Source organism: Streptomyces sp. 8L, from assembly GCF_020176795.1.
GTDB lineage: Bacteria > Actinomycetota > Actinomycetes > Streptomycetales > Streptomycetaceae > Streptomyces.
The window spans coordinates 1-20805 of record NZ_JAIUKE010000027.1; the positions used below are offsets into that span (position 1 = coordinate 1).

Consider the following 20805-nt stretch of genomic DNA (forward strand, 5'->3'; position numbering starts at 1 on the left):
CCGCGCGGGGCCGCGGCGGGGGCGAGCAGGACGGCGCGCCGCCGGCGGGTGGTGAGCAGCATCCCTCACCGCTACCGGGGCGCGCGGGGGGGGGGGGGGCGGCGCGCGATCCCCTCAGCCGAAAGGGGTCGGCCCGGGGCCGTAGGTGGACGCGCGGGGCGGGCCGGCAGGCCGGTGGCGGTCCGCCCGGTTCACGCCTCCGCGGACTGCTGGGCGCGGCTGACGTCGTAGACGCCCGGCACGTCCCGCATGGCGCTCATCAGGCCGGGCAGCATGGCGGCATCGGGGAGTTGGACGGTGTACGTGTGCTTGACGCGCTGCCGGCTCGGCGGTTCCACGGTGGCCGAGATGATCGCGGCGCCGGCCGTCGACATGGCGTCCGTCAGGTCGGCCATCAGCCGGGGGCGGCCGAACGACTCGGCATGCAAAGTGACTTGGCATTCAGCGGTGTCGCCCGCGGCCCAGTCGACCGCGACGGGCGAGCGTTTGAGGGTCATCCGCCCGACAGCGGGGCACTCGCTGCGGTGCACGGTGACGGTGCCGCCACGCACCTGGAAAGCGGTGATCTCGTCGGGCGGCACCGGTGTACAGCAGCCGGCGAGCCGTACGGGCGCGTCCGGCAGTTCGCTGACGACGCCGACCGCGCCGCGCGGTCCCGCGGAGACGGCCGCGGGCGGCCGGGGCGAGGCGTCCGGGAGGGCGGCCGCGTCGGGGTGCGCGGCGAGCCAGCCGGTGATCGCGATCCGCGCGGCGGGCGTACGGGCGTGCTCAAGCCACTCGGGCGAAGGCCCGGAGGACGCGTCGTGGGCGAGCAGGATCTGTACGGTGTCGCCGTCCTTGAGGACGGTGCCCAGCGCGACGAGCCTGCCGCCGACGCGGGCGCCGAGACATCGGTGGGCGGCCTCGCCGTACTGCGCGTACGCGGCGTCCACGCAGGTCGCCCCGGCGGGCAGGCCGAGCATGCCGCCCTCGGCGCGGAAGACCGTGATCTCGCGGTCCTGCGCGAGGTCGGCGCGCAGCGTCGTCCAGAAGGTGTCCGGGTCGGGCGCGGACTGCTGCCACTCCAGCAGCCGGGAGAGCCAGCCGGGCCGCGTCGGGTCGACGCGCTCGCCGTCCGGCCCCTCCACCCCCGGGTCGCCGGCGGCGGGGCCGGGCGCGTACGGGTTGCCGAGCGCGACGACGCCCGCCTCCGCGACCTTGTGCATCTGGTGCGTGCGGATCAGCACCTCGGCGACGGCGCCGTCGGGCCCCACGACGGCGGTGTGCAGCGACTGGTACAGGTTGAACTTGGGCGCGGCGACGAAGTCCTTGAACTCGGAGATCACCGGCGTGAAGCAGGTGTGGAGCTCGCCGAGGACGGCGTAGCAGTCCGCGTCCTCCGCGACGAGGACGAGGAGCCGGCCGAAGTCGGTGCCGCGCAGCTCGCCGCGTTTGAGGCGCGAGCGGTGCACGGAGACCAGGTGGCGCGGCCTGACCAGGACTTCGGCGGAGATGTCGGCCTCGCGCAGTACTCGCCGCATGTCGTCGGCGGTCGCGGCGAGCGCGTCGCCAGCCGAGGCGTTCTCGGAGATGAGGGCCCGGGTACGGGCCGCGTCCTCGCGGCAGAGGATGGCGAAGACGAGGTCCTCCAGCTCGGACTTGATGGCCTGCACGCCGAGCCGTTCCGCGAGGGGGACGAGGACGTCGCGGGTGACCTTGGCGATCCGCTCCTGCTTCTCGGGGCGCATCACGCCGAGCGTGCGCATGTTGTGGAGCCGGTCCGCGAGTTTGATCGACATGACCCGGACGTCGTTGCCGGTGGCGACGAGCATCTTCCGGAACGTCTCGGGCTCGGCGGCGGCCCCGTAGTCGACCTTCTCCAGCTTGGTCACGCCGTCGACGAGATAGCGGACCTCCTCGCCGAACTCGGCGCGGACCTGGTCGAGGGTCACGTCCGTGTCCTCGACGGTGTCGTGCAGGATCGCGGCGGTCAGCGTGGTGGTCTCGGCGCCCAGCTCGGCGAGGATCAGCGTCACCGCGAGCGGATGTGTGATGTACGGCTCGCCGCTCTTGCGGTACTGGCCGCGGTGCGACGCCTCCGCGAGCACGTACGCCCGGCGCAGCACCGACAGGTCGGCGTCCGGGAAATGCGCCCGGTGTGCCTCGGCGACATGCCCTATGGCGTCGGGCAGCCGGTCGCGCGAGGCGGGGCCGAGCAGCGCCGCCCTGCCCAGCCTGCGGAGGTCGATACGGGGCAGGCCGCGCCTGCGGCCGTGGACACCAGGGCTGGTGGCCTCTGCACTCATGGGCACCTCCGGGCAGGATCGACCGGCGGTACGAGGGACAGGGCTACGCCCTCCGGGCCGGTGCTTGATGCTATCGAGCCCACCACGTGGACCAGACCCGCACTCGTTCAGCGTGAAACGGATCACCCGTTCAAGCGAACACCCGCATAACTCAACCGAAGGACGATTCGAGCCATTCCGCGGTGATGTGTCCTTCGGCCACGATGACGGCGGGCCCCGTCATCTCGATCTCGCCGTCGGGGTGTTCCGTGATCAGGAGCCGGCCGCCCGGCAGGTCCACCGTGTACGTGACGGGCGTGCCGCTCAGGGCCGGGTCGGCGCCGTCCCTGCGGGCCGCCGCGACGGCCACGGCGCACGCGCCGGTGCCGCAGGACCGGGTCTCGCCCGAACCGCGCTCATGGACCCGCATCGCGACATGGCGCGGGCCGCGGTCGACCACGAACTCGACATTGACGCCGTCGGGATAGGCGCTCCCCGGGGCGTACGCGGGCGCGGTGAGCAGGTCTCCCGCATGGGCCAGGTCCGCCACGAAGGCGACCGCGTGCGGATTGCCCATGTTGACGTTGTAGGCGGGCCAGCGGCGGTCGCCCACGGTGACCTCCACGCCGTCGTCCGGGAGGACGGCACGGCCCATGCGGACCGTGACGTCACCGTCCTTGGCGAGGTGGACGCGCTTGACGCCACCGCGGGTGGCGATGGCGAGGTCGCCCGGGGTGACGTGTCCCGCCCGCTGGAGATGGCGGGCGAAGACGCGGACGCCGTTGCCGCACATCTCCGCGACCGACCCGTCCCCGTTGCGGTAGTCCATGAACCACTCGGCCTCGTCCGCCATCGCGCGGGCCTCGGGGTGGGCCGCGGACCGCACCACGTGCAGCACGCCGTCCGCGCCGATGCCCGCCCTGCGGTCGCAGAGCGCGGCCACGACGCGCGCGGGCAGATCGAGGGCGTTGTCCGGGTCGGGCAGGATCACGAAGTCGTTCTCCGTGCCGTGTCCCTTGAGGAAGGCCAGGGGCGTGGTCGGTGTGGTGGTCACGCCTTCCATCGTAGAAGGCACCGCCGACAACCGGCGACGTCACCCTCGCACGCAGAACCGCCGCAGCCGGAAGCGGAGCGCCCGGCGCGGGTGTCGCTCAGCGCAGTCGGGCGACGCGCCACACGGCCAGCGCGACGATGATCGCGGCGATCGCCGTGTACAGCACCACGAAGCGCCAGTCGGCGCGCTCGCCGGAGGCCTTGGAGGGCAGGCCGGGCCAGGTGTAGCCGACCTTGCGGGCGGCCGCCATGCCCCAGCCCGCGGCGCAGCAGCCGAGGAGCAGGCCGAGCATGGCCGTCACGGAGCCGCCGTCCCCGGTGCCGAAGGCGAGCGGGAAGGCGAACATCAGGGAGCCGACGCCCGCCAGTACCACGATGGGCGCGATCTGCCAGATCCGGAACTTGCCCTGCGGTCTGAGCTCGACCTCGATCTCGGGGGTGGCCTGCTCGGCCGAATCCTCTTCGTCGGGGCCGTCCGAGGTGAGGCCGTCGGAGGTGAGGCCTCCTGAGGCGCCGCCCCCTGCGAGCGGCCCGCCGTCGCCAGGACCGTCGGACGCCGGGCCGTCCTGGACAAGACCGTCAGAGAGAGGGCCGCCGTCGGGAAGGCGGCCGCCCCGCGGGAGGGATTCGCAGTCCGCGTGCGGGCCGCTCTGCGGCGGAGCGTCGCCGTCCGCGTGCGGGCCGTCCTGCGAGGGGTCACCGACGGGAGGCGACGTCTCCGACGGGGCCGGGACGGACGGCGGGACGGCAGAAGGACCCGAGCCGTCCTCGTCGGACGCTCCCGGCACGTCCCGCGTCGCCGACTGAGGATTGCGAGGGCCGGCCTCCATAGCCACGCGCCCTCCCAACTCGGACTCCACGGGTGGATAGATGCTCGATGATGGCACGCCCCCAGGGGCCGGAATGACGGCCGGAGCGTCCCGATGCCATCACGTGATCAGCCTGTGACCGCTCGTTCGATCAACGCCAGAGCGCCGTCGCGCAGTTCCCCCGCGGACCCTTCCGCGCCGCCGAGCCAGTGCACGCGCGAGTCCCTGCGGAACCACGAGTCCTGGCGCCGGGCGAAGCGCTTCGTCGCCCGTACGGTCTCCGCGCGCGCCTCGTCCTCCGTGCAGTCACCTGCGAGCGCGGCCAGCACCTGCTGGTAGCCCAGGGCGCGGGACGCCGTGCGGCCGTCCCGCAGGCCGCGCCCCTCCAAGGCGCGCACCTCCTCGACGAGGCCCGCCTCCCACATCCGGTCGACGCGGAGCGCGATCCGCGCGTCCAGTTCGGGGCGCGGCACGTCGACCCCGATCTGCACGGTGTCGTAGACCGCGTCGTGACCCGGCAGGTTGGCCGTGAAGGGCCGCCCGGTGATCTTGATCACCTCCAGCGCCCGCACGATGCGGCGGCCGTTGCTCGGCAGGATGGCCCGGGCCGCGGGGGGATCGGCGGCGGCGAGGCGCGCGTGCATCACGCCCGAGCCGCGGAGCGTCAGTTCGGCCTCAAGACGCGCGCGTACCGCCGGGTCCGTGCCGGGGAAGTCGAGCGCGTCGATCACCCCGCGTACGTACAGGCCAGAGCCGCCCACCAGGACCGGGACGCGGTCGGCGGCCAGCAGGCGGTCGATCTCGGCGCGCGCGAGCCGCTGGTACTCGGCGACGCTGGCGGTCTCCGTGACGTCCCAGATGTCCAGCAGGTGGTGCGGCACGCCGCCACGCTCCCCGTGGGCCAGTTTGGCGGTACCGATGTCCATGCCCCGGTAGAGCTGCATGGAATCGGCGTTGACCACCACGCCGCCGAGATGACGGGCGAGGTGGACGCCGAGATCCGACTTGCCCGCCGCGGTGGGACCGACGACGGCGATGACCCGGGGGGCGGGAGCTGCGCTTGTCACCGCACCAGTCTCGCAAACGCGCCGGGCAGGTCAGGACCGGCTTCGTCCCTGTGCGTGGCACACCTCGCGGTCGTACCCTTTGGTCGTGTATGGAGTGTTTCACCGATCTTCGGGACGGATGGTGCCGCGATGGGCTTGAAGGATTCACTGATGGCGAGGCTCGCGCCGGCGCGGGACAAGGTGTCCGACCTCGCGGCACAGCACGGTGACCGGATCGGCCAGGGACTCGAGAAGGTCGCCCGTACGGTCGACGAGAGGACCAACGGCAAGTACAGCGACCGCATCGACGCGGGTACGGACAAGACCAAGGACGCGATCAACCGCATGTCCCAGAAGGGCGACGAGGGCGGGTCCGGCGGCGTCCAGCACCCCGACGAGCCGCGCTAGCCGGTCGCTTGGGGCGCGGACGCGCGTACGTGCGTCACGACCAGGCCGCACCCGTACGCTCGTTACGACCAGGCCGCGACGAAGTAGCCGACGCCATAGGGCGCGTCCTCGTACAGCAGCCGTCCGCCGAGGCCGGTGCCCTCGGCGGCGCCCGCCAGCAGCTGCCAGGGCGCGCGCCCGACGGCCCCCAGCTCACGGGCGAGGGTCACGTCGAGGCCGGCGAGGGCGCCGATGTCGGCGGTGGCCAGGGCCGCCGCGACGGACGCGTCGAAGCCCTCCGCCCGTTCATCGAGGTAGCCGGGCGCCTTCAGGGTGCGGCAGGCGCTGCCGTCCCCCATCACCAGCAGGGCCGTACGCGGTGCCTCGGCCGCGATCTCGCGGCCCGCGCGCAGGCAGGCCTCCGGGTCCAGGTCGTCGGCCACCGCCAGTGCGCCGGACACCGGCAGGGGCCGGCCGGCGTGGCCGAGGAGCCAGGCCGCGACGGCGAGGGACGGGGGCAGTTCCCCGGCGGGCGGCGGGCTCGCGTCCGGCGTCGGGAGGACCACGTCGACCGGTACGCCGAAGCCGCGGAAGGAACCCGTGGCGCCGGGCCGGCGGGGCCCGGGTGCCGCGGAGCCCGCGGGGCCCACCACGACGAAGCGGTCCGCCCGAGCGGCGGCCAGCACGGCCAGCGCGTCGGAGGCGGCCGTGCGCGCGGCGTCCAGTTCGGGCGCGGCACCCGCGGCGACCTCGGGCACGAGCAGCGGCGGGCAGGGGCATACGGCGGCGGCGACCAGCATGCTGCGACCCTAACCCGCGACGATCACCCGGAGACGGGCACCTGGGACGGTCGGGGGGACACGGCCACCAGGGGTCAGGGCGCCGCGCAGCCGTGTGCGGCGGCCGGGAGCGGGGCAGGGGCCCCGACCGTGGGCAGTCCGAGCATCACGCCCTTGCGCTCGGTCTCCTGCGTCGTACGGCGCTGCCAGGCATCACCCGCGGCGGTCCTTCGCACCGCGGTTGTCGGCCCCTCGGCCAGCAGGTGGTGGGGGGCCGCGTAGGTGATGTCCACGGTGGCCATGTCACCGGGGCGCACCTCCTGCTCCGGCTTGGTGAAGTGCACGAGGCGGTTGTCCGGCGCACGGCCGGAGAGCCGGTGGGTGGCGTCGTCCTTGCGGCCCTCGCCCTCCGCGACCAGGACTTCCAGGGTGCGTCCGACCTGCTTCTTGTTCTCGTTCCAGGAGATCTCCTCCTGGAGGGCGACGAGCCGCTCGTAGCGTTCCTGGACGGTCCGCTTGGGGATCTGGCCGTCCATGCCGGCGGCCGGGGTGCCGGGCCGCTTGGAGTACTGGAAGGTGAACGCCTGCGCGAACCTGGCCTCGCGCACGACGTGCAGCGTCTGCTCGAAGTCCGCGTCGCTCTCGCCGGGGAAGCCCACGATGATGTCGGTGGAGATGGCGGCGTGCGGGATGGCGGCGCGGACCTTCTCGATGATGCCGAGGTAGCGGTCCTGCCGGTAGGAGCGGCGCATGGCGCGCAGCACCGCGTCCGAGCCGGACTGGAGCGGCATGTGCAGCTGCGGCATCACGTTCGGGGTCTCGGCCATCGCGGCGATCACGTCGTCGGTGAAGTCGCGGGGGTGCGGCGAGGTGAACCGCACGCGCTCCAGGCCCTCGATGGTGCCGCAGGCACGCAGCAGCTTGGAGAACGCCTGCCGGTCGCCGATGTCGGAGCCGTACGCGTTCACGTTCTGGCCGAGCAGGGTGATCTCCGAGACGCCCTCGCCGACCAGGGCCTCGATCTCGGCGAGGATGTCCCCGGGGCGGCGGTCCTTCTCCTTGCCGCGCAGCGCGGGCACGATGCAGAAGGTGCAGGTGTTGTTGCAGCCGACGGAGATCGAGACCCACGCGGCATAGGCGGACTCGCGACGGGTGGGCAGCGTGGAGGGGAAGGCCTCCAGCGACTCGGCGATCTCGATCTGCGCCTCTTCCTGGACGCGGGCGCGCTCCAGCAGGACGGGCAGCTTGCCGATGTTGTGCGTGCCGAAGACGACGTCCACCCAGGGCGCCCTCTTCAAGATGGTGTCGCGGTCCTTCTGGGCGAGGCACCCGCCGACGGCGATCTGCATGCCCGCCCTGCGGGTCTTGGCGGGGGCGAGCCGGCCGAGGTTTCCGTACAGCTTGTTGTCGGCGTTCTCCCGCACGGCGCAGGTGTTGAAGACGACGACGTCGGCCTCCTCCTCGCCCTCGGGGGCGCGGACGTAGCCGGCGTCCTCCAGCAGTCCTGAGAGCCGTTCCGAGTCGTGGACGTTCATCTGGCACCCGTAGGTACGGATCGCATAGCTTCGGTTGGCGCCCACGGTCTGGACCGGCTCACTGCTGCTCATACGAACAAGGGTAGGCGGTACGGGTGGCTGCCCCCGCCGGGGCGGGCGGAGGGCCGCTCCGGCCCGCCGACGCGGCGGCTGACGGGACGGCCGGGCTGTCTGCCGGCTGTCCACCTGGCGCAGCCCCAACCCGGGACCGCACTCGTTGGAGTGAACTTCAGGGCGTTGTCGGGGAGGCCGTCCGCGTCGCTGAGCCGGACAGGGCGGCCGGTTCCGTCGGCAGTGCGACCGCGACGCCCCGCCGGTCCGGACGTACGCCTCGCCGCCTCGCGAGTAGGCTGACGGTTTTCGCGGCCCGGCTGTGACCGGGCCTCGGCGCGGAACCGTCCGACGTACGGTCGTCCGGAGCGGCGCGGTCGCCGCCCGGGCGGGGCCGCACGCACCGACCGGTCCGGCGGGGCCGCACGCACAGAACCGGACGATCACAGTCGACCAGGTACGAGGGGCACCGCCACCCGCACCGTCAGCGCGACGCCGTACATGCGTCCCGGCTCCTCCCGCCCGGCCTCCCCGAACGGGGTGGCTGAGAGAGAAGTGACGGGGGATCACTTCCGGGTCTGGCCGAGGGTGTACGCGCCGCCGAGGCTGTCGCTTGACGCGAGATCGCCCAGTCGGTTGCATACGTTCTGTGATCACTCACCGGGCGCCAGCAGCCACCGACCGCAAGACCGCACGGGCCCGGGAGGCGACCCCGTGGACCCGGTGATCATCGTCGGAGCGGGCCCCGTGGGCCTCACGCTCGCCCTGGCTCTCGCGGCGGCGGAGGTCCCGTCCGTGGTGCTCGACGAGACCGCCGGCGCGGACGACGCCCGCGCGGCGCGGACAGTGGTGCTCCGGCCGGACACGGCGGCACTGACGGCACGTCTCGGATGCACCACCCTCAGTGACGAGGGGGCCCGGTGGGACGGCTGGCGGCTGATGCGGCGCAAGCAGCCGGTACGGGCTCTGCCGCTCGGCGTCGAGGGCTTCCCCTCTCCCGTCCACATCGCGCAGCACGTACTCGTCCGGGGCCTGCGCGAGGCGATCGCGAAGACCTCGCTCGTGAAGGTCGTCACCGAAAGCCGCCTCGACTCGCTGGAGCAGGACGGCACGGGCGTGACCGCGCACACCCGCGGCCCCGGCACGTCCTACTGGCGCGGCAGTTACCTGGTGGGCTGCGACGGCGCCAGGTCCACGGTCCGCAAACTGCTCGCCGTCCGGTTCCCCGGACGTACGGCCGTCGAACGGTACGCGGTCGCCGCGCTGCGCGTCGAGCTGCCGTGGCCCCGTGAGGCGGTGCTGCACCGGCAGCCGCCGTGGCGCTCGGGCGGCGACGAGGTGTCGGCGCGGCCCCTGCCAGGCGGTACCTGGCGGCTGGACTGGCTGCTGCCGCCGCGCGGGGACCTGGTCACACCCGACGCGCTGGTGGCGCGCGTGAGGGAGGCCCTCGCGGGCTGGTGCGGCGAGACCCCGCCGTACGAACTGCTGGACACCGGCGTCCACACGATCCACCACCGGCTGGCGCAGCGGTGGCGGGTCGACCGGGCCTTCCTCGCGGGCGAGGCGGCGCATCTGCTGGGCGCCGTCGGCACCCAGGGTCTCGACGAAGGGGTCAGGGACGCCGAGAACCTCGCCTGGAAGCTGGCGCTCGCGTGGCACCACGGCGAGACGAAGGCCCTCCTCGACAGCTATCAGGCGGAGCGGCGGACGGCGGTCGCGGCCCGGCTGCGCGCGGCGGACCAGTCGCTGCCGATACTGCGCGGCGGAGGCGGTCTGCGCGGTCTGCTGCCGGGTTCCGCGAGCGGGCGCGAGACCCTGCTCGCCGACGGGCACCTGGGCCAGGGGCCGCTGGGCGCGCCCCCCTCGTACCCGCACTCCCCGCTCGCCGCGCCGCCCGGGGAGGCGTGGGCCGCCGTCGGCACGGCGGTGGGCGGCCCCGTCACGGATGTGCGCGTGACGACCCCCGACGGCACGGCGGGCAGGCTGCGCGACCGGCTCGGGCGGGGCAGGCTCCTGGTGGTGCTGGTGGCGCCGGGCACGGCCGTATGGGACCGGCGGCACTGGCTGAAGGCCGGCGTGATGCCCCGCCTCGCCTCGGCCGTCGCGGACCTGCCGGTGGACGCGGAGCTGCTGGTGACGGAGGCCTATCCGGGCGCGTCCGCGCACAACGTGCTGCTCGTACGGCCCGACGGACACCTGGCGGCGGCCTTCGGCGGCGTGCGGCCCGAGGAGCTGCGGGCCGCCGCGGCGGCGGTCCGCGGCGGAACGCCGTCGGACGCGCGCGCGAACGCCGAGGACCGTGCCGCGCACATGAATTGACCGATCCGGGCACCCGTGGTGTACTCCGGAACGTGACCGACACCTGTGTGCGCCTGTGGCGGAGGGTCCATATGGACCTCCTCCGCTATGCGGGCTGCGTGTGTCGCCCGTCCTGCTGATTCGCCTCTCTTCCCTCTTTTCGCGCACCGCGCCGCCTCCGTGTGCCCCGAGCCGGGCAGCGGCGGCCCGAGCGCGTACCCGCGAACCTCATCAGGACGGCGCCATGTCTGTTTCCGCTTCTCCCGCCTCACCCTCCGTCTCCCCCGGCACCACCACCGCTCCCGCGGGCCCGTCGCCGGCCGAACTCCTCGCTTTCGTACGGGCGACGGCCGCGGACACCGCGCTCGTCGCCTCGCTGCCCCTGGACCCCGAGGGCCGCACCTGGACCCGTCTCGACGGCCCCGCGGGCAGCGAGGCGTGGCTCATCGGCTGGCCGCCCGGCACCGGCACCGGCTGGCACGACCACGGCGGTTCGCACGGCGCGTTCGCCACTGCGGCGGGCGTGCTGAAGGAGGACTCGCTCGCCGCACGACTGCCCACCGAGGGCTGGAAGACACTCGAACTCGCCGAGGACGTCGACCGCCACCGGGTGCTGGAGGCGGGTGACGCCCGCGCCTTCGGCGAGCACCATGTGCACGAGGTGCGCAACGAGTCGGACGCGGCACACGCCGTGTCGGTGCACGCGTACTACCCGCCGCTGCCGCTGATGCGCCGTTACAGCAGGACGGGCCCCGTGCTGCGGCTCGAAGAGGTCGAACTTCCCGAGGAGTGGCAGTGAGCGAGCCCACCGGCACCGCGGACCCCGCCGCACCGGCCGGCCCCGCGTCCATAGAGGAGGTCCTGGACAGGGCCAGGACCGGCCTGCGCCGGATCGGCCCCGTCGAGGCGCGGCGCGCGGTGCGGGAGGACGGCGCGCTGCTCGTCGACATCCGCTACCAGCAGCAGCGCGAGCGCGACGGAACGATCCCCGGCGCGCTGCAAATTGAGCGCAATGAGCTGGAGTGGCGCCTCGACCCGCGGGGCAGCCACAAGATCCCGGAGGCGACGGACCACGACCGCAGGATCGTCGTGTTCTGCAACGAGGGATACGCGTCCTCGCTGGCCGCCGCCTCCCTCCAGCAGCTGGGTCTGCACCGCGCGACGGACCTGGAGGGCGGTTTCCAGGCCTGGCGCGAGGCGGGCCTCCCCGTCGAGCACTGAGGCGCACGGCGAGGTTTGGCGGAGGCAGGCCTCATCGAGCACTGACGTGCACCGCCGGGATGGGCATGGCCGGGTGGGCACGTTCGGATACGGCGCGACCACACCTCCGCGCACGCCCGGTCCGCGTCCGCCCGGTACGCACGCCCGTCCGCGCGCCCGGTTCGCGCATGCCGGGCCCCCGAGGCCGTGAGCCCTGGACGGGGCGAGGTCGTTCCCGGGTGGTCAGTCCGGGAACGCCTCGTCCAGGCCGTCCGCGTCCTCCCCCTCCTCTTCCAGTGCCTGGCGCACCACCCGCAGCGCCAGCCCCTGGCCGTATCCCTTCCGCGCCAGCATGCCGACCAGGCGGCGCAGCCGGCGGTCGCGGTCCAGGCCCCGTGTCGAGCGGAGCTTCGAGGCAACCAGGTCGCGCGCCGTGGCCTCCTCACGCTCCGCGTCGAGCTGCCCGACCGCCTCGTCGATGACCGCGGACTCGACCCCCTTGGTGCGCAGTTCGCGGGCGAGCGCGCGGCGGGCGAGGCCCCGGCCGTGGTGGCGTGACTCCACCCAGGCCCCCGCGAACGCCGCGTCGTCGATCAGTCCCACGTCCTCGAAGCGGGAGAGCACCTCTTCCGCGACGTCGTCGGGGATCTCCCGCTTCCTCAGCGCGTCCGCGAGCTGCTTGCGCGTCCGCGGCATGCCGGTGAGCTGGCGCAGGCAGATCGCCCGCGCCCGCTCGGCCGGGTCCTGGGGCGGCAGCTCCTGCCCGGCCCTCGACGGGTCGGAGCTCCCCCCCGGCCGTGCCGTCCGTCCCCGCTTCCCGGCCCGGCGTCCGGCTCCGGCGCGGGAAGGCTCCTCCTCGGGCACGGACGGATCAGCTCTTGGCCGCCGCGGCCTTGGCCGTCTTGGCCCTGCCCGCGGGCGCCGCCGAAGCCGGGGCCGCCGCGGGGGCGGGCACCGCCTTGGCCGCGTCGCCGGCCGGGGCCGCCGGATCGGCCGCCGCCTCGGTGGCGGGCTCCTCGGGCCGGACCCCGACCCCCAGCTTTTCGAGGATCTTCTTCTCGATCTCGTTCGCCAGGTCGGGGTTGTCCTTGAGGAAGTTGCGCGCGTTCTCCTTGCCCTGGCCGAGCTGGTCGCCCTCGTACGTGTACCAGGCACCGGCCTTGCGCACGAAGCCGTGCTCCACGCCCATGTCGATCAGACCGCCCTCGCGACTGATCCCCTGCCCGTAGAGGATGTCGAACTCGGCCTGCTTGAACGGCGGCGCGACCTTGTTCTTGACGACCTTGACGCGGGTGCGGTTGCCGACCGCGTCCGTGCCGTCCTTCAGCGTCTCGATGCGCCGGATGTCGAGGCGGACCGACGCGTAGAACTTGAGCGCCCGGCCACCCGTCGTGGTCTCCGGCGAGCCGAACATCACACCGATCTTCTCGCGGAGCTGGTTGATGAAGATCGCCGTCGTCTTCGACTGGTTGAGCGCGCTCGTGATCTTCCGCAGCGCCTGGCTCATCAGCCGGGCCTGGAGGCCCACGTGCGAGTCGCCCATCTCGCCCTCGATCTCCGCGCGCGGCACGAGCGCAGCGACGGAGTCGATGACGATCAGGTCGAGCGCGCCGGAGCGGACCAGCATGTCCACGATCTCCAGCGCCTGCTCGCCGTTGTCCGGCTGCGAGAGGATCAGATTGTCGATGTCGACGCCCAGTTTCTTGGCGTACTCGGGGTCGAGGGCGTGCTCCGCGTCCACGAAGGCCACCGCTCCGCCCGCCCGCTGCGCGTTCGCCACGGCGTGCAGCGTGAGGGTCGTCTTGCCGGAGGACTCCGGGCCGTACACCTCGACCACGCGGCCGCGGGGCAGCCCGCCGACACCGAGCGCGACATCGAGTGCGGTCGATCCCGTGGGGATGACCTCGACCGGCTCATTGGGCCGCTCGCCCAGCCGCATCACGGCGCCCTTGCCGAACTGCCGCTCAATCTGTGCGAGTGCGGCGTCCAGCGCCTTCTCGCGGTCCGTTCCTGCCATGGGTTCCACCCGATTTGCTTGAGTCGATCGCTTCACGTCAACGACGCTATCCCCTGCCACTGACAATGGGTCCCGACGACCGGCAGTGCCTGTGGGGTCCGCACTCACATAAGAATGGATGTTCGATTTTGATGTCAAGCGCACCACGCGGCGCGAGCGCGGCCGTCGTACTCGGCGGCACCCTGAGCGTCCCGCGTATCGGTTTCGGCGCCATGCACCTGCCGGGGCGGTGGGGAGGCCCCGTCCGCCCGCCCGAGGAGGCGATCGCCGTCGCCCGCCGCGCCGTCGGGCTCGGCGCCCTCCACATCGACACCGCCGCCTTCTACTTCGCGGGCGACGTCCGCGCGAACGACCTGCTCCGCCGCGCGCTCCACCCGTACGCGGACGGCGTGTCCATCGCCACCAAGGTCGGGCCCATCCGCAACCGGGACGGCGAGATGATCGGCGAGGCGGAGCCGGGCCAGTTGCGCGCCGCCGTGCGGCAGAACCTCACGGACCTGGACCTCGATGTACTCGACCTCGTCTATCTGCGGGTCGGCAGGCTCAGCGGCTCCGCCGCCGCCCCGCTCGGCGACCGCTTCGCCGCCCTCGCGGAGCTGCGCGAGGAGGGTCTGATCCGGCATCTCGGCGTCAGCAATGTGACGGGGCCGCAGCTCGCCGAGGCCCGCGCGATCGCACCGGTGGCGGCCGTGCAGAACCGCTACAGCGTGCTCGACCGCGCGGACGACGCCCTGGTCGGCACCTGCGCGGCGGCCGGGATCGCCTTCATGCCGTTCTTCGCCCTCGGCGGGGCCGGCGGGTCCCTCGCGAGCGACGCTCTCGGCAAGGTCGCGGAGCGGCACGGCGCCACCGTGCGTCAGATCGCCCTCGCCTGGGGGCTGGCGCGCTCGCCCTCGATCGTGCAGATTCCGGGCACCGCGTCGCTCGCGCACTTGGAGGAGAACATGGCGGCCGCGGACATCGCCCTGACGGACGAGGACATGGCGATGCTGGCCGCCTGACGGTCTCCTGCCGGGAAGAGCGGTCTCCCGCTGGGAAGAGCGCTCTTCTGACGGGAAGAAACGGTCACCTGCCGCCTGCCGGAAGGAAGCGGTCTTTTATCGGGAAGTTCGGGAAGTTCGGGAAGCCCAGGAAGAAGGGCCTTGTGTCAGAAGACGCGGATCGCGGTCTCCGCCGGGTCCTCCAGCAGCCCGGTGATCTCGTCGTCCAGCCGTACCAGGGTCAGGGAGCAGCCCGCCATGTCGAGCGAGGTGCAGTACTCGCCGACGTACGAGCGGCCGATCTCGATGCCCCGGGCCGCGAGTTGCCGGTGGGCGAGGCCGTAGACCAGGTACAGCTCGCCGACCGGCGTGCCGCCGAGACCGTTGATCATCAGCGCGACCCGGTCGCCCGACGTGTACGGCAGGTCGTCCGCGACCGCCGACACGAGTTCCGTCACGATGTCGTTCGCGGAGCGCAGCTTCTCCCGCCGCCTGCCCGGCTCGCCGTGGATGCCGACGCCCATCTCGATCTCGTCGTCGGACAGTTCGAACAGCGGCGAGCCCTTGGCGGGCGGCGTGCACGCGGTCAGCGCCATGCCCATGGTGCGGGTGACGGAGTTGACCTTCTCGCCGATCCGGTACACCTCGTCGAGGTCGGCACCGCGCTCGGCCGCCGCGCCGCAGGCCTTCATCACGAAGAAGTTGCCCGCGACGCCCCTGCGGCCGACGGTGTACGTCGAGTCCTGGACGGACACGTCGTCGTCGATGAACAGGGTGCGCGCGACGATGCCGTCGGCCTCGGACAGCTCCTGTGCCATCTCGAAGGCCATCCGGTCTCCCGTGTAGTTGTTGACCAGCAGCAGCACGCCCTTGGGGGACGCCACCAGCTTGACCGTCTCGTACACGTAGTCGGTGGGAGGCGCGGAGAAGACGTCGCCGGGGCAGGCGGCGTCCAGCATGCCCTTCCCCACGGACATCACATGGGACGGCTCGTGCCCGGAGCCCGAGCCCTGGACCAGAGCCACCTTGTCGAGGTCGGGAGCGTCGGACCGCATGATCAGGTTGAATTCGGGGACGTACCTGAGGCTGTCGGGGTTGGCGAGCGCCAGCCCTTCCAGCATCTCGGACACGTAGTCCTTGGGATCGTTGACGAACTTCTTCATGCGATCGCTCCTGTGTCTCGTCATCGAGGTGGGAAGCTGAATGCCCTTGCGGGGAAGCCCTGTCGGGGCACACCCCGCGGCGGGACTGGCTGCCGCGGGAGATCCGGTCCGCGGAGCCCGGCCGGGAAAGCCCGTTCAGGGGCGGTCCGGCCACGCGTCGGCGATCCGCTCCGCCATGACGGCCACCGCCACCGCGCCCGCGTCGGGCGAGCCGATGCTGCGCTCCCCCGTGTAGCTGGGCCGGCCCCGCAGGGCCTGCATGGTGGTGGTCGCGTCGGCGGCGGTACGGGCGGTGGACGCGGCGACCCGGGCGAGTTCCGCGGGGGTGCGCGCGGTGTCGGCGGTCCCGCCGCGCACCTGCTTGTCGAGCGCTTCCGTCATCGGGATCAAGGCGTCGAGCAGGGTCTTGTCCCCGAGGTCGGACTTGCCGCGCGCCTTGATGCCCTCGATGGCGGCGCCCAGCATCGCCACCGCGTCGTGGGCGGTGAGGGACTCCATGTCGGGGCGGTCGTTCACGGCGGACGCCGCCCGCAGGAAGGCCGTCCCCCACAGGGGTCCTGACGTCCCGCCGACCCGCTTGGAGATGATCAGCGCGACCTTCTTCAGGAACTGCGCGGGCGTGCTGCGGTCGAGTTCGTCCCAGTCGGCCAGGACGATCTCGAAGCCGCGTGCCAGTGAGAAGCCGAAGTCGCCGTCTCCCACGACGCCGTCGAGGTCACAGAAGTACCGCTCGTTGTCGACGGCCGTGCCGGCGATGGTCCTGACGACGTATTCGAGATCACTGACTGTGGACGGCATATCGCTCTGTCTCCCTTGGATTCTCGCCCTTCGCCACGCGACCGCGGACGGGGGCGTACTCAACTCCTGCCGCGTACGCCTCCCTCTCCGAGCAGTGCCGCCAGGTCGGCGAGCCGTACGTACGGCTCGGGGCGCAGGCCGAGCGGGTCGGCCCGTACCTCCGTCACGGTCTCGTCGGGCGGTGGATCGCCGAGCGAGGAGACGACGAGCGAGGCGCCCGTGAAGTCCTCCTCCGCCGTGTACGTACTGGTCGTGACGGCGCAGCCGAGGCCGGCCGCGAGCGCCGCCAGCATGCCGTTCCTGCTGTCCTCGACCACGACGGCGTCGGCGGGGCCGAGCCCGAGGCTCGAAACGGTCAGCTCGTAGATGTCGGGGGCGGGCTTCTTGTGGGCGACGATGTCCCCGGCGAAGACGCCGAAGCGGAGGGCGAGGGCCTTGCCGACAGCGAGGTCGAGCACGCCGCGCACGGACGGCTCCGCCGAGGTGGAGGCGACCGCGAGGACCCAGCCGGCGTCGGCGGCCTCCTCCGCGACACGCCGGACGCCGGGCCGGAGCCGGATGGCGCCGCTCGCGATGATCCCGGTGTAGATCTCGGTCTTGCGCCGGTGCCACTTCGCGACCTCGGCGTCCAGCGCTGCCGGATCGTCCGGCAGCCCGGCCTCGGCCACGAACTCGGGGGTCAGCAGCGTCTTCATCCGCTCCTTGCCTCCGCCGACCTTGACCCGCCGCGCATACTCGGCGTCGCTCCAGCGGGCCGGAAGCCCGAATTCCGCGAAGGTCCTGTTGAAGGCGGGCAGATGGCCGTCGCGCTCCGTGTCGGCGAGGACGCCGTCGCAGTCGAAGATGAGGGCGGGCACGGTCCTCACCCGGCCTTCCCGGCGGCGACCGGGGCGTGGCCCGCGCTGCCGAACAGCGTCATCAGAGATCCGGCCAGCTCACTGACGTCCCCGCGCACGGCGCGGAACAGCGACGGAGGGTCCCACTTCCGCCGCTGTTCCGCCTCCTTGAGGAAGGCGAGGTTGGACTGCATGTACGTCTCTTTGAGCGCGGTCGAGATGTTCACCTTGGCGCACCCCCGCGAGATCAGTTCGCGGAACTGCTCGTTCGACATGCCGCTGCCGCCGTGCAGGGCGATGGGCAGCGGATGGGCGGCGACGATGTCGGAGACCCGGTCGAAGTCGAGGACGGGTGCCCGCTTGTAGTGGCCGTGGGCGTTGCCGATGGCCGGGGCGAAGACGTCGACGCCGGTGGTGGTGAGGAACTCGAGGGCGACGGCCAGATCCTGCCGCGCCGCCTCCGTGTCGCTGCCGACGCCGTCCTCGACGCCGGTGATCGACTCGATCTCGCCCTCGACGTCCGCGCCGTGGCGGCGGGCCTCCGCGACGACCTCGACGGTCTGCCGCATATTCTCCTCGACGGGCAGGTGGGAGGCGTCGAACAGGACCGAGTTCCAGCCGGCGCGCAGGCATTCGGTGATCACCTCGCGCTCGGGGCAGTGGTCGAGATGGAGGGTGACGGGCACCTCGATGCCCGCGGTCATCGCCTCCCACATCGCGTAGAGCACGTCGCTCCCGATGGATTTCACGGTCTTGACGGAGGTCTGCACGATGAGGGGCGACGCCTTCTCCACGGCGGCGCCGAGGACCGCCTCCAGCGTCAGGTCGTTGACGATGTTGATCGCGGGGACGCCGTAACGCTGGTCGAAGGCGTCGGACAGGATGTCGGTCAGCGGTACGACGGGCACGGCACGCTCCAGGGTTCTTGCGCCGCGTCGCGCGCGACGGGTCGAGATCACCTGACCCTTATGACGGTAGGCACCGGCCGTCCGCGCGTCGGGAGGGAATCCCCCCATCTGTGCGGAGGGAATCCCCTCACGCGCGCCCGGCACCCCCTTCGATGCCGGGCGGCGCGATCGGCTCAGCAACGTGCGGCGCGGCAGGCTCAGCGCCGGGCTACCAGCAGGCTCGCAGGCAGGCGGCCCGGGACTCAGCGGCGGGCGGCCCGAGCTGCTCAGCGCCGGGCGGCGGCCCGGTGGGCGAGGGCCGTGCGGTTGGGCGCGCCGGTCTTGCGGAGCACGGCGCCGACGTGCTTCTCGACGGTCTTCACCGCGATCCCGAGCACCGAGGCGATCTTCTTGTCCGGCAGTCCGCGCTCCACCAGGGCGCGCACCTCGCGCTCCCGGTCCGTGAGCGCCTCGGGCGCCGGCCGGTCCCGGTCGGCGAATCCGCGCAGGACGCGCTCGCTGAGCAGCGCGTCCCCGCGGGCCGCCGCGAGAACGGCCCGCACCACGGCAGGCCCGTCGAGTTCGGTGCCCACGCAGCCGCGCGCGCCCGCGTGCACGGCCTCCTTGAGCAGGTCGTCCCCGAGGTCGTCCGTCATCACGAGCACGGCGGTCGCCGGATTCGCCGCGCGTACGTACGAGGTGAGCCTGGCGCCGTCGAAGCCGGGCATCCTGAGGTCGAGCAGCACCACGTCGGGCTCCAGGACCCGCACCGCGTCCAGGGCCTCGCGGGCGTCCGCGACCTCCCCGACCACCTGGACGTCGGGCTCGGCACGGCCCAGCAGGCGTACGAGTCCGGCCCTGACGACGGGCCGCCGGTCCACCACCAGGACCCGGCAGGCGGTCCCCGCGGCCACGCCGGCGACGGCCCCTTCGGGGGCGTACGGGACCCGCAGCCGGATGCGGGTGCCCCAGCCCGGTGTGGACTCGATGCCCAGCTCGGCGCCGAGCCGCCGGGCGCGGGTGACGATCCCCGTCAGGCCCAGACCGGCCCGCCGCACGGAAGCGTCGTGGGGGTCGAAGCCGCGTCCGTCGTCCTCGACGACGACGGAGAGCTCGTCGGCGCCGTACATCACGCCGACGCGGACGTGGGAGGCCGCCGCGTGGGTGACGACATTGGTCAGCGCCTCCTGCACCAGCCGGAGCGCGACGGCTTCGAGGTCGGCGTCGAGGGGGCGGCGCTCCCCGGTGGCGACAAGGCCGGTACGGATGCCCGCCGTGGAGCGGACCCAGTCGAGTTCCACCGCGAGGGCGTCGTCCAGGGTGGGCAGGTCGAGGAGGGAGGGCCCGAGCCCGAGGACCGTGCGCGCCGGGTCGCGCCGCCCGGCGCGGGGGGGGGGCGGCCCCGCAAAAGCCCGACCCCACAACCGAGGTGGGGTTGTGGAGACCGGGCCCCCCGCCAGGAAGTTTAGTTAAGCCCCAAGGGGGGGGGGGCCCGGGGGGGGCGGGGGGCGGGGGGGGGCCCCCCCCCCCCCCCCGGGGCCCCGGGGCCCCCCCCGGGGGGGGGGGGGGGCGCCCGGGCCCGCGTCCAGGCGTCCCGCGGGGTCGTGGACCTCCGCCGCGTCCATATGGGTGATGATCGACCCGAGTGCGCGGGCGACGGTGTCGTGCACATCCCTTACGACGCGCTCGCGCTCCGCGCCGACGGCGAGGCTCCGGGTGCGCTCCTCGGCCTCACGGTGCAGGCGCGCGTTGGTGATGGCGATGGCCGCGTGCCGCGCGAAGAGGCCGAGGAGATCGACGTCCTCGCCGGTGAAACGCGTCGTCGGGTCCGTACTGAAGACGACGCACACGCCGATGACGTCGCCGCGCCACTCGATGGGGACGGCGACCGTCGCGTGCAGCCGTTCGCGGTCGGCCGGGTCGACGTGGCCGCCGCGGACCTCGCTGTAGCTGTCGAAGACGCAGGGGCCCCGGCGGGCGACGACCGCCCCTGTGGCCCCCTCCGCGAGCGGGAACACCCGGCCCTCCTGGCAGCCGACCCCGAGGTCGGCCTCCTTGCGGTACGTACCGGCCCGCTCGTCGACGGTGCTGATGGAGCCGGCACCCGCCCCCAGCAGTGCGACGGCCCGGCGCAGGATGCGGTGCAGCAGCGGTTGCAGCGCGAACTGCCCGGCCAGGTCCTCGACGGCGCCGCTCAGCGCGTCGAGCTGCGCGCCGGTGCTGACGCGACCGCTCCGGGCACTCCGTACGGGTTCGCCCGCGAGCCCGCCGACAGATCCCATGGAGTCAGCGTAATCGCGCCCGGCCGGGGCCGCCCCGGCTGCGGCGGGGCACCGGTCTGGATGCGGCGCCGCCCACGCGGGGGCAGACTGCCAGCACGGAAGGCTCTGCGGGTACCGGCCGGAGGAGGCAGCCATGGCAAGGCCTGGAATCCTCATACCGGCCCTGATACCGGCGCTGGCGCTGGGCGGTGCCTGGTGGTGGGCGGTGGCGCGGCTGGTGTTCGCGCCCGAGCACACGGGCACGGTGGCGAGGGTGGTCGTGGCGGGTGGCTGGGGGCTGAGCCTGCTTCCCGTCCATGTGACATCCAGGACGGCGCGCGCGGCGGAGGCCGCGGAGCGGGCGCGGCGCAGGCGCCGTCCGGCGCACGGGACGGGGCGGGGGCCGCAGGACGAGGCGCGGCCCTCCTGAGCCCCGGTACC

Annotated in this window: 20 protein-coding genes and 1 pseudogene; 7 read left to right on the top strand and 14 right to left on the bottom strand. The window is 73.2% G+C overall.

The window, feature by feature from the left end:
* Positions 1-191: 191 nt before the first annotated feature.
* From LCE31_RS03250 to miaA, 4 genes and pseudogenes are all read right to left on the bottom strand, one after another.
* Positions 192-2285 (bottom strand): RelA/SpoT family protein, encoded by a 2094-nt coding sequence (locus LCE31_RS03250; RefSeq protein WP_225012410.1) that lies wholly within the window; start codon positions 2283-2285, stop codon positions 192-194.
* 151 nt (positions 2286-2436) lie between these two features.
* Positions 2437-3318 carry a diaminopimelate epimerase gene (gene dapF / locus LCE31_RS03255; RefSeq protein WP_225012411.1) on the bottom strand — a complete coding sequence of 294 codons (882 nt, stop codon included), beginning with the start codon at positions 3316-3318 and terminating at the stop codon, positions 2437-2439.
* Positions 3319-3415: 97 nt separating this feature from the next.
* Positions 3416-3802, bottom strand: a pseudogene (locus LCE31_RS03260) (hypothetical protein); the annotation flags it as partial.
* Between the two features lie 452 nt (positions 3803-4254).
* A complete protein-coding gene (gene miaA / locus LCE31_RS03265) occupies positions 4255-5193 on the bottom strand; it encodes a tRNA (adenosine(37)-N6)-dimethylallyltransferase MiaA (RefSeq protein ID WP_225012412.1) in 939 nt (312 codons plus the stop codon).
* Positions 5194-5322: 129 nt separating this feature from the next.
* Here miaA and LCE31_RS03270 point away from each other — a divergent pair, with 129 nt between their 5' ends.
* A complete protein-coding gene (locus LCE31_RS03270; protein WP_225012413.1) occupies positions 5323-5580 on the top strand; it encodes an antitoxin in 258 nt (85 codons plus the stop codon).
* A gap of 62 nt (positions 5581-5642) precedes the next feature.
* Here LCE31_RS03270 and LCE31_RS03275 read toward each other — a convergent pair whose 3' ends face one another.
* Positions 5643-6359, bottom strand: a complete 717-nt coding sequence (locus tag LCE31_RS03275; RefSeq protein WP_225012414.1) for a class III extradiol dioxygenase subunit B-like domain-containing protein — start codon at positions 6357-6359, stop codon at positions 5643-5645.
* Positions 6360-6433: 74 nt separating this feature from the next.
* Complete coding sequence (gene miaB, locus LCE31_RS03280; RefSeq protein ID WP_225012415.1) at positions 6434-7945, bottom strand: tRNA (N6-isopentenyl adenosine(37)-C2)-methylthiotransferase MiaB; 1512 nt, start codon at positions 7943-7945, stop codon at positions 6434-6436.
* Positions 7946-8638: 693 nt separating this feature from the next.
* Here miaB and LCE31_RS03285 point away from each other — a divergent pair.
* The 4 genes from LCE31_RS03285 (at position 8639) to LCE31_RS03295 (ending at position 11443) form a co-directional block, all read left to right on the top strand.
* Complete coding sequence (locus LCE31_RS03285) at positions 8639-10243, top strand: FAD-dependent monooxygenase (protein ID WP_225012416.1); 1605 nt, start codon at positions 8639-8641, stop codon at positions 10241-10243.
* Between the two features lie 71 nt (positions 10244-10314).
* Entirely contained in the window at positions 10315-10362 is a 48-nt protein-coding gene (locus LCE31_RS41100; RefSeq protein WP_311314449.1) for a hypothetical protein, read from the top strand.
* A 104-nt stretch (positions 10363-10466) separates the two neighbouring features.
* Positions 10467-11021: a cysteine dioxygenase family protein gene (locus LCE31_RS03290; RefSeq protein ID WP_225012417.1), complete on the top strand. Its 555-nt coding sequence runs from the start codon at positions 10467-10469 to the stop codon at positions 11019-11021.
* Positions 11018-11443, top strand: a complete 426-nt coding sequence (locus LCE31_RS03295) for a rhodanese-like domain-containing protein (RefSeq protein WP_225012418.1) — start codon at positions 11018-11020, stop codon at positions 11441-11443. The genes LCE31_RS03290 and LCE31_RS03295 overlap by 4 nt, the downstream gene beginning before the upstream one ends.
* Before the next feature lie 222 nt (positions 11444-11665).
* Here LCE31_RS03295 and recX read toward each other — a convergent pair whose 3' ends face one another.
* Together recX and recA are read right to left on the bottom strand one after the other, a co-directional pair.
* Positions 11666-12286 carry a recombination regulator RecX gene (gene recX / locus LCE31_RS03300; RefSeq protein ID WP_225012419.1) on the bottom strand — a complete coding sequence of 207 codons (621 nt, stop codon included), beginning with the start codon at positions 12284-12286 and terminating at the stop codon, positions 11666-11668.
* A gap of 7 nt (positions 12287-12293) precedes the next feature.
* Positions 12294-13439 carry a recombinase RecA gene (gene recA / locus LCE31_RS03305; protein WP_225012420.1) on the bottom strand — a complete coding sequence of 382 codons (1146 nt, stop codon included), beginning with the start codon at positions 13437-13439 and terminating at the stop codon, positions 12294-12296.
* A gap of 131 nt (positions 13440-13570) precedes the next feature.
* On the opposite strand from recA, the gene LCE31_RS03310 reads away from it, so the two are divergent.
* Positions 13571-14440 carry an oxidoreductase gene (locus LCE31_RS03310; protein WP_225012421.1) on the top strand — a complete coding sequence of 290 codons (870 nt, stop codon included), beginning with the start codon at positions 13571-13573 and terminating at the stop codon, positions 14438-14440.
* A 146-nt stretch (positions 14441-14586) separates the two neighbouring features.
* On the opposite strand, the gene dhaK is transcribed toward LCE31_RS03310, so the two are convergent.
* From dhaK to LCE31_RS03340, 6 genes are all read right to left on the bottom strand, one after another.
* Entirely contained in the window at positions 14587-15582 is a 996-nt protein-coding gene (gene dhaK / locus LCE31_RS03315; RefSeq protein ID WP_225012422.1) for a dihydroxyacetone kinase subunit DhaK, read from the bottom strand.
* Between the two features lie 135 nt (positions 15583-15717).
* Entirely contained in the window at positions 15718-16380 is a 663-nt protein-coding gene (gene dhaL, locus LCE31_RS03320; protein WP_225012423.1) for a dihydroxyacetone kinase subunit DhaL, read from the bottom strand.
* A gap of 59 nt (positions 16381-16439) precedes the next feature.
* Positions 16440-17246, bottom strand: a complete 807-nt coding sequence (locus LCE31_RS03325; RefSeq protein WP_225012424.1) for an HAD-IA family hydrolase — start codon at positions 17244-17246, stop codon at positions 16440-16442.
* Positions 17243-18124 carry a class II fructose-bisphosphate aldolase gene (locus LCE31_RS03330; RefSeq protein WP_225012425.1) on the bottom strand — a complete coding sequence of 294 codons (882 nt, stop codon included), beginning with the start codon at positions 18122-18124 and terminating at the stop codon, positions 17243-17245. The genes LCE31_RS03325 and LCE31_RS03330 overlap by 4 nt, the downstream gene beginning before the upstream one ends.
* A 266-nt stretch (positions 18125-18390) precedes the next feature.
* A complete protein-coding gene (locus LCE31_RS03335; protein WP_225012426.1) occupies positions 18391-19527 on the bottom strand; it encodes a helix-turn-helix transcriptional regulator in 1137 nt (378 codons plus the stop codon).
* Positions 19528-19572: 45 nt separating this feature from the next.
* Positions 19573-20385 carry a GAF domain-containing protein gene (locus tag LCE31_RS03340; RefSeq protein WP_225012427.1) on the bottom strand — a complete coding sequence of 271 codons (813 nt, stop codon included), beginning with the start codon at positions 20383-20385 and terminating at the stop codon, positions 19573-19575.
* Positions 20386-20518: 133 nt separating this feature from the next.
* Here LCE31_RS03340 and LCE31_RS03345 point away from each other — a divergent pair, with 133 nt between their 5' ends.
* A complete protein-coding gene (locus LCE31_RS03345; RefSeq protein ID WP_225012428.1) occupies positions 20519-20794 on the top strand; it encodes a hypothetical protein in 276 nt (91 codons plus the stop codon).
* Positions 20795-20805: the final 11 nt, after the last annotated feature.

Coding starts and splice junctions, on each gene's coding strand:
- LCE31_RS03250 (WP_225012410.1), bottom strand. CDS start 2,285: ATGAGTGCAGAGGCCACCAGCCCTGGTGTCCACGGCCGCAGGCGCGGC.
- LCE31_RS03270 (WP_225012413.1), top strand. CDS start 5,323: ATGGGCTTGAAGGATTCACTGATGGCGAGGCTCGCGCCGGCGCGGGAC.
- LCE31_RS03275 (WP_225012414.1), bottom strand. CDS start 6,359: ATGCTGGTCGCCGCCGCCGTATGCCCCTGCCCGCCGCTGCTCGTGCCC.
- miaB (WP_225012415.1), bottom strand. CDS start 7,945: ATGAGCAGCAGTGAGCCGGTCCAGACCGTGGGCGCCAACCGAAGCTAT.
- LCE31_RS03290 (WP_225012417.1), top strand. CDS start 10,467: ATGTCTGTTTCCGCTTCTCCCGCCTCACCCTCCGTCTCCCCCGGCACC.
- recA (WP_225012420.1), bottom strand. CDS start 13,439: ATGGCAGGAACGGACCGCGAGAAGGCGCTGGACGCCGCACTCGCACAG.
- LCE31_RS03310 (WP_225012421.1), top strand. CDS start 13,571: ATGTCAAGCGCACCACGCGGCGCGAGCGCGGCCGTCGTACTCGGCGGC.
- dhaK (WP_225012422.1), bottom strand. CDS start 15,582: ATGAAGAAGTTCGTCAACGATCCCAAGGACTACGTGTCCGAGATGCTG.
- dhaL (WP_225012423.1), bottom strand. CDS start 16,380: ATGCCGTCCACAGTCAGTGATCTCGAATACGTCGTCAGGACCATCGCC.
- LCE31_RS03340 (WP_225012427.1), bottom strand. CDS start 20,385: ATGGGATCTGTCGGCGGGCTCGCGGGCGAACCCGTACGGAGTGCCCGG.
- LCE31_RS03345 (WP_225012428.1), top strand. CDS start 20,519: ATGGCAAGGCCTGGAATCCTCATACCGGCCCTGATACCGGCGCTGGCG.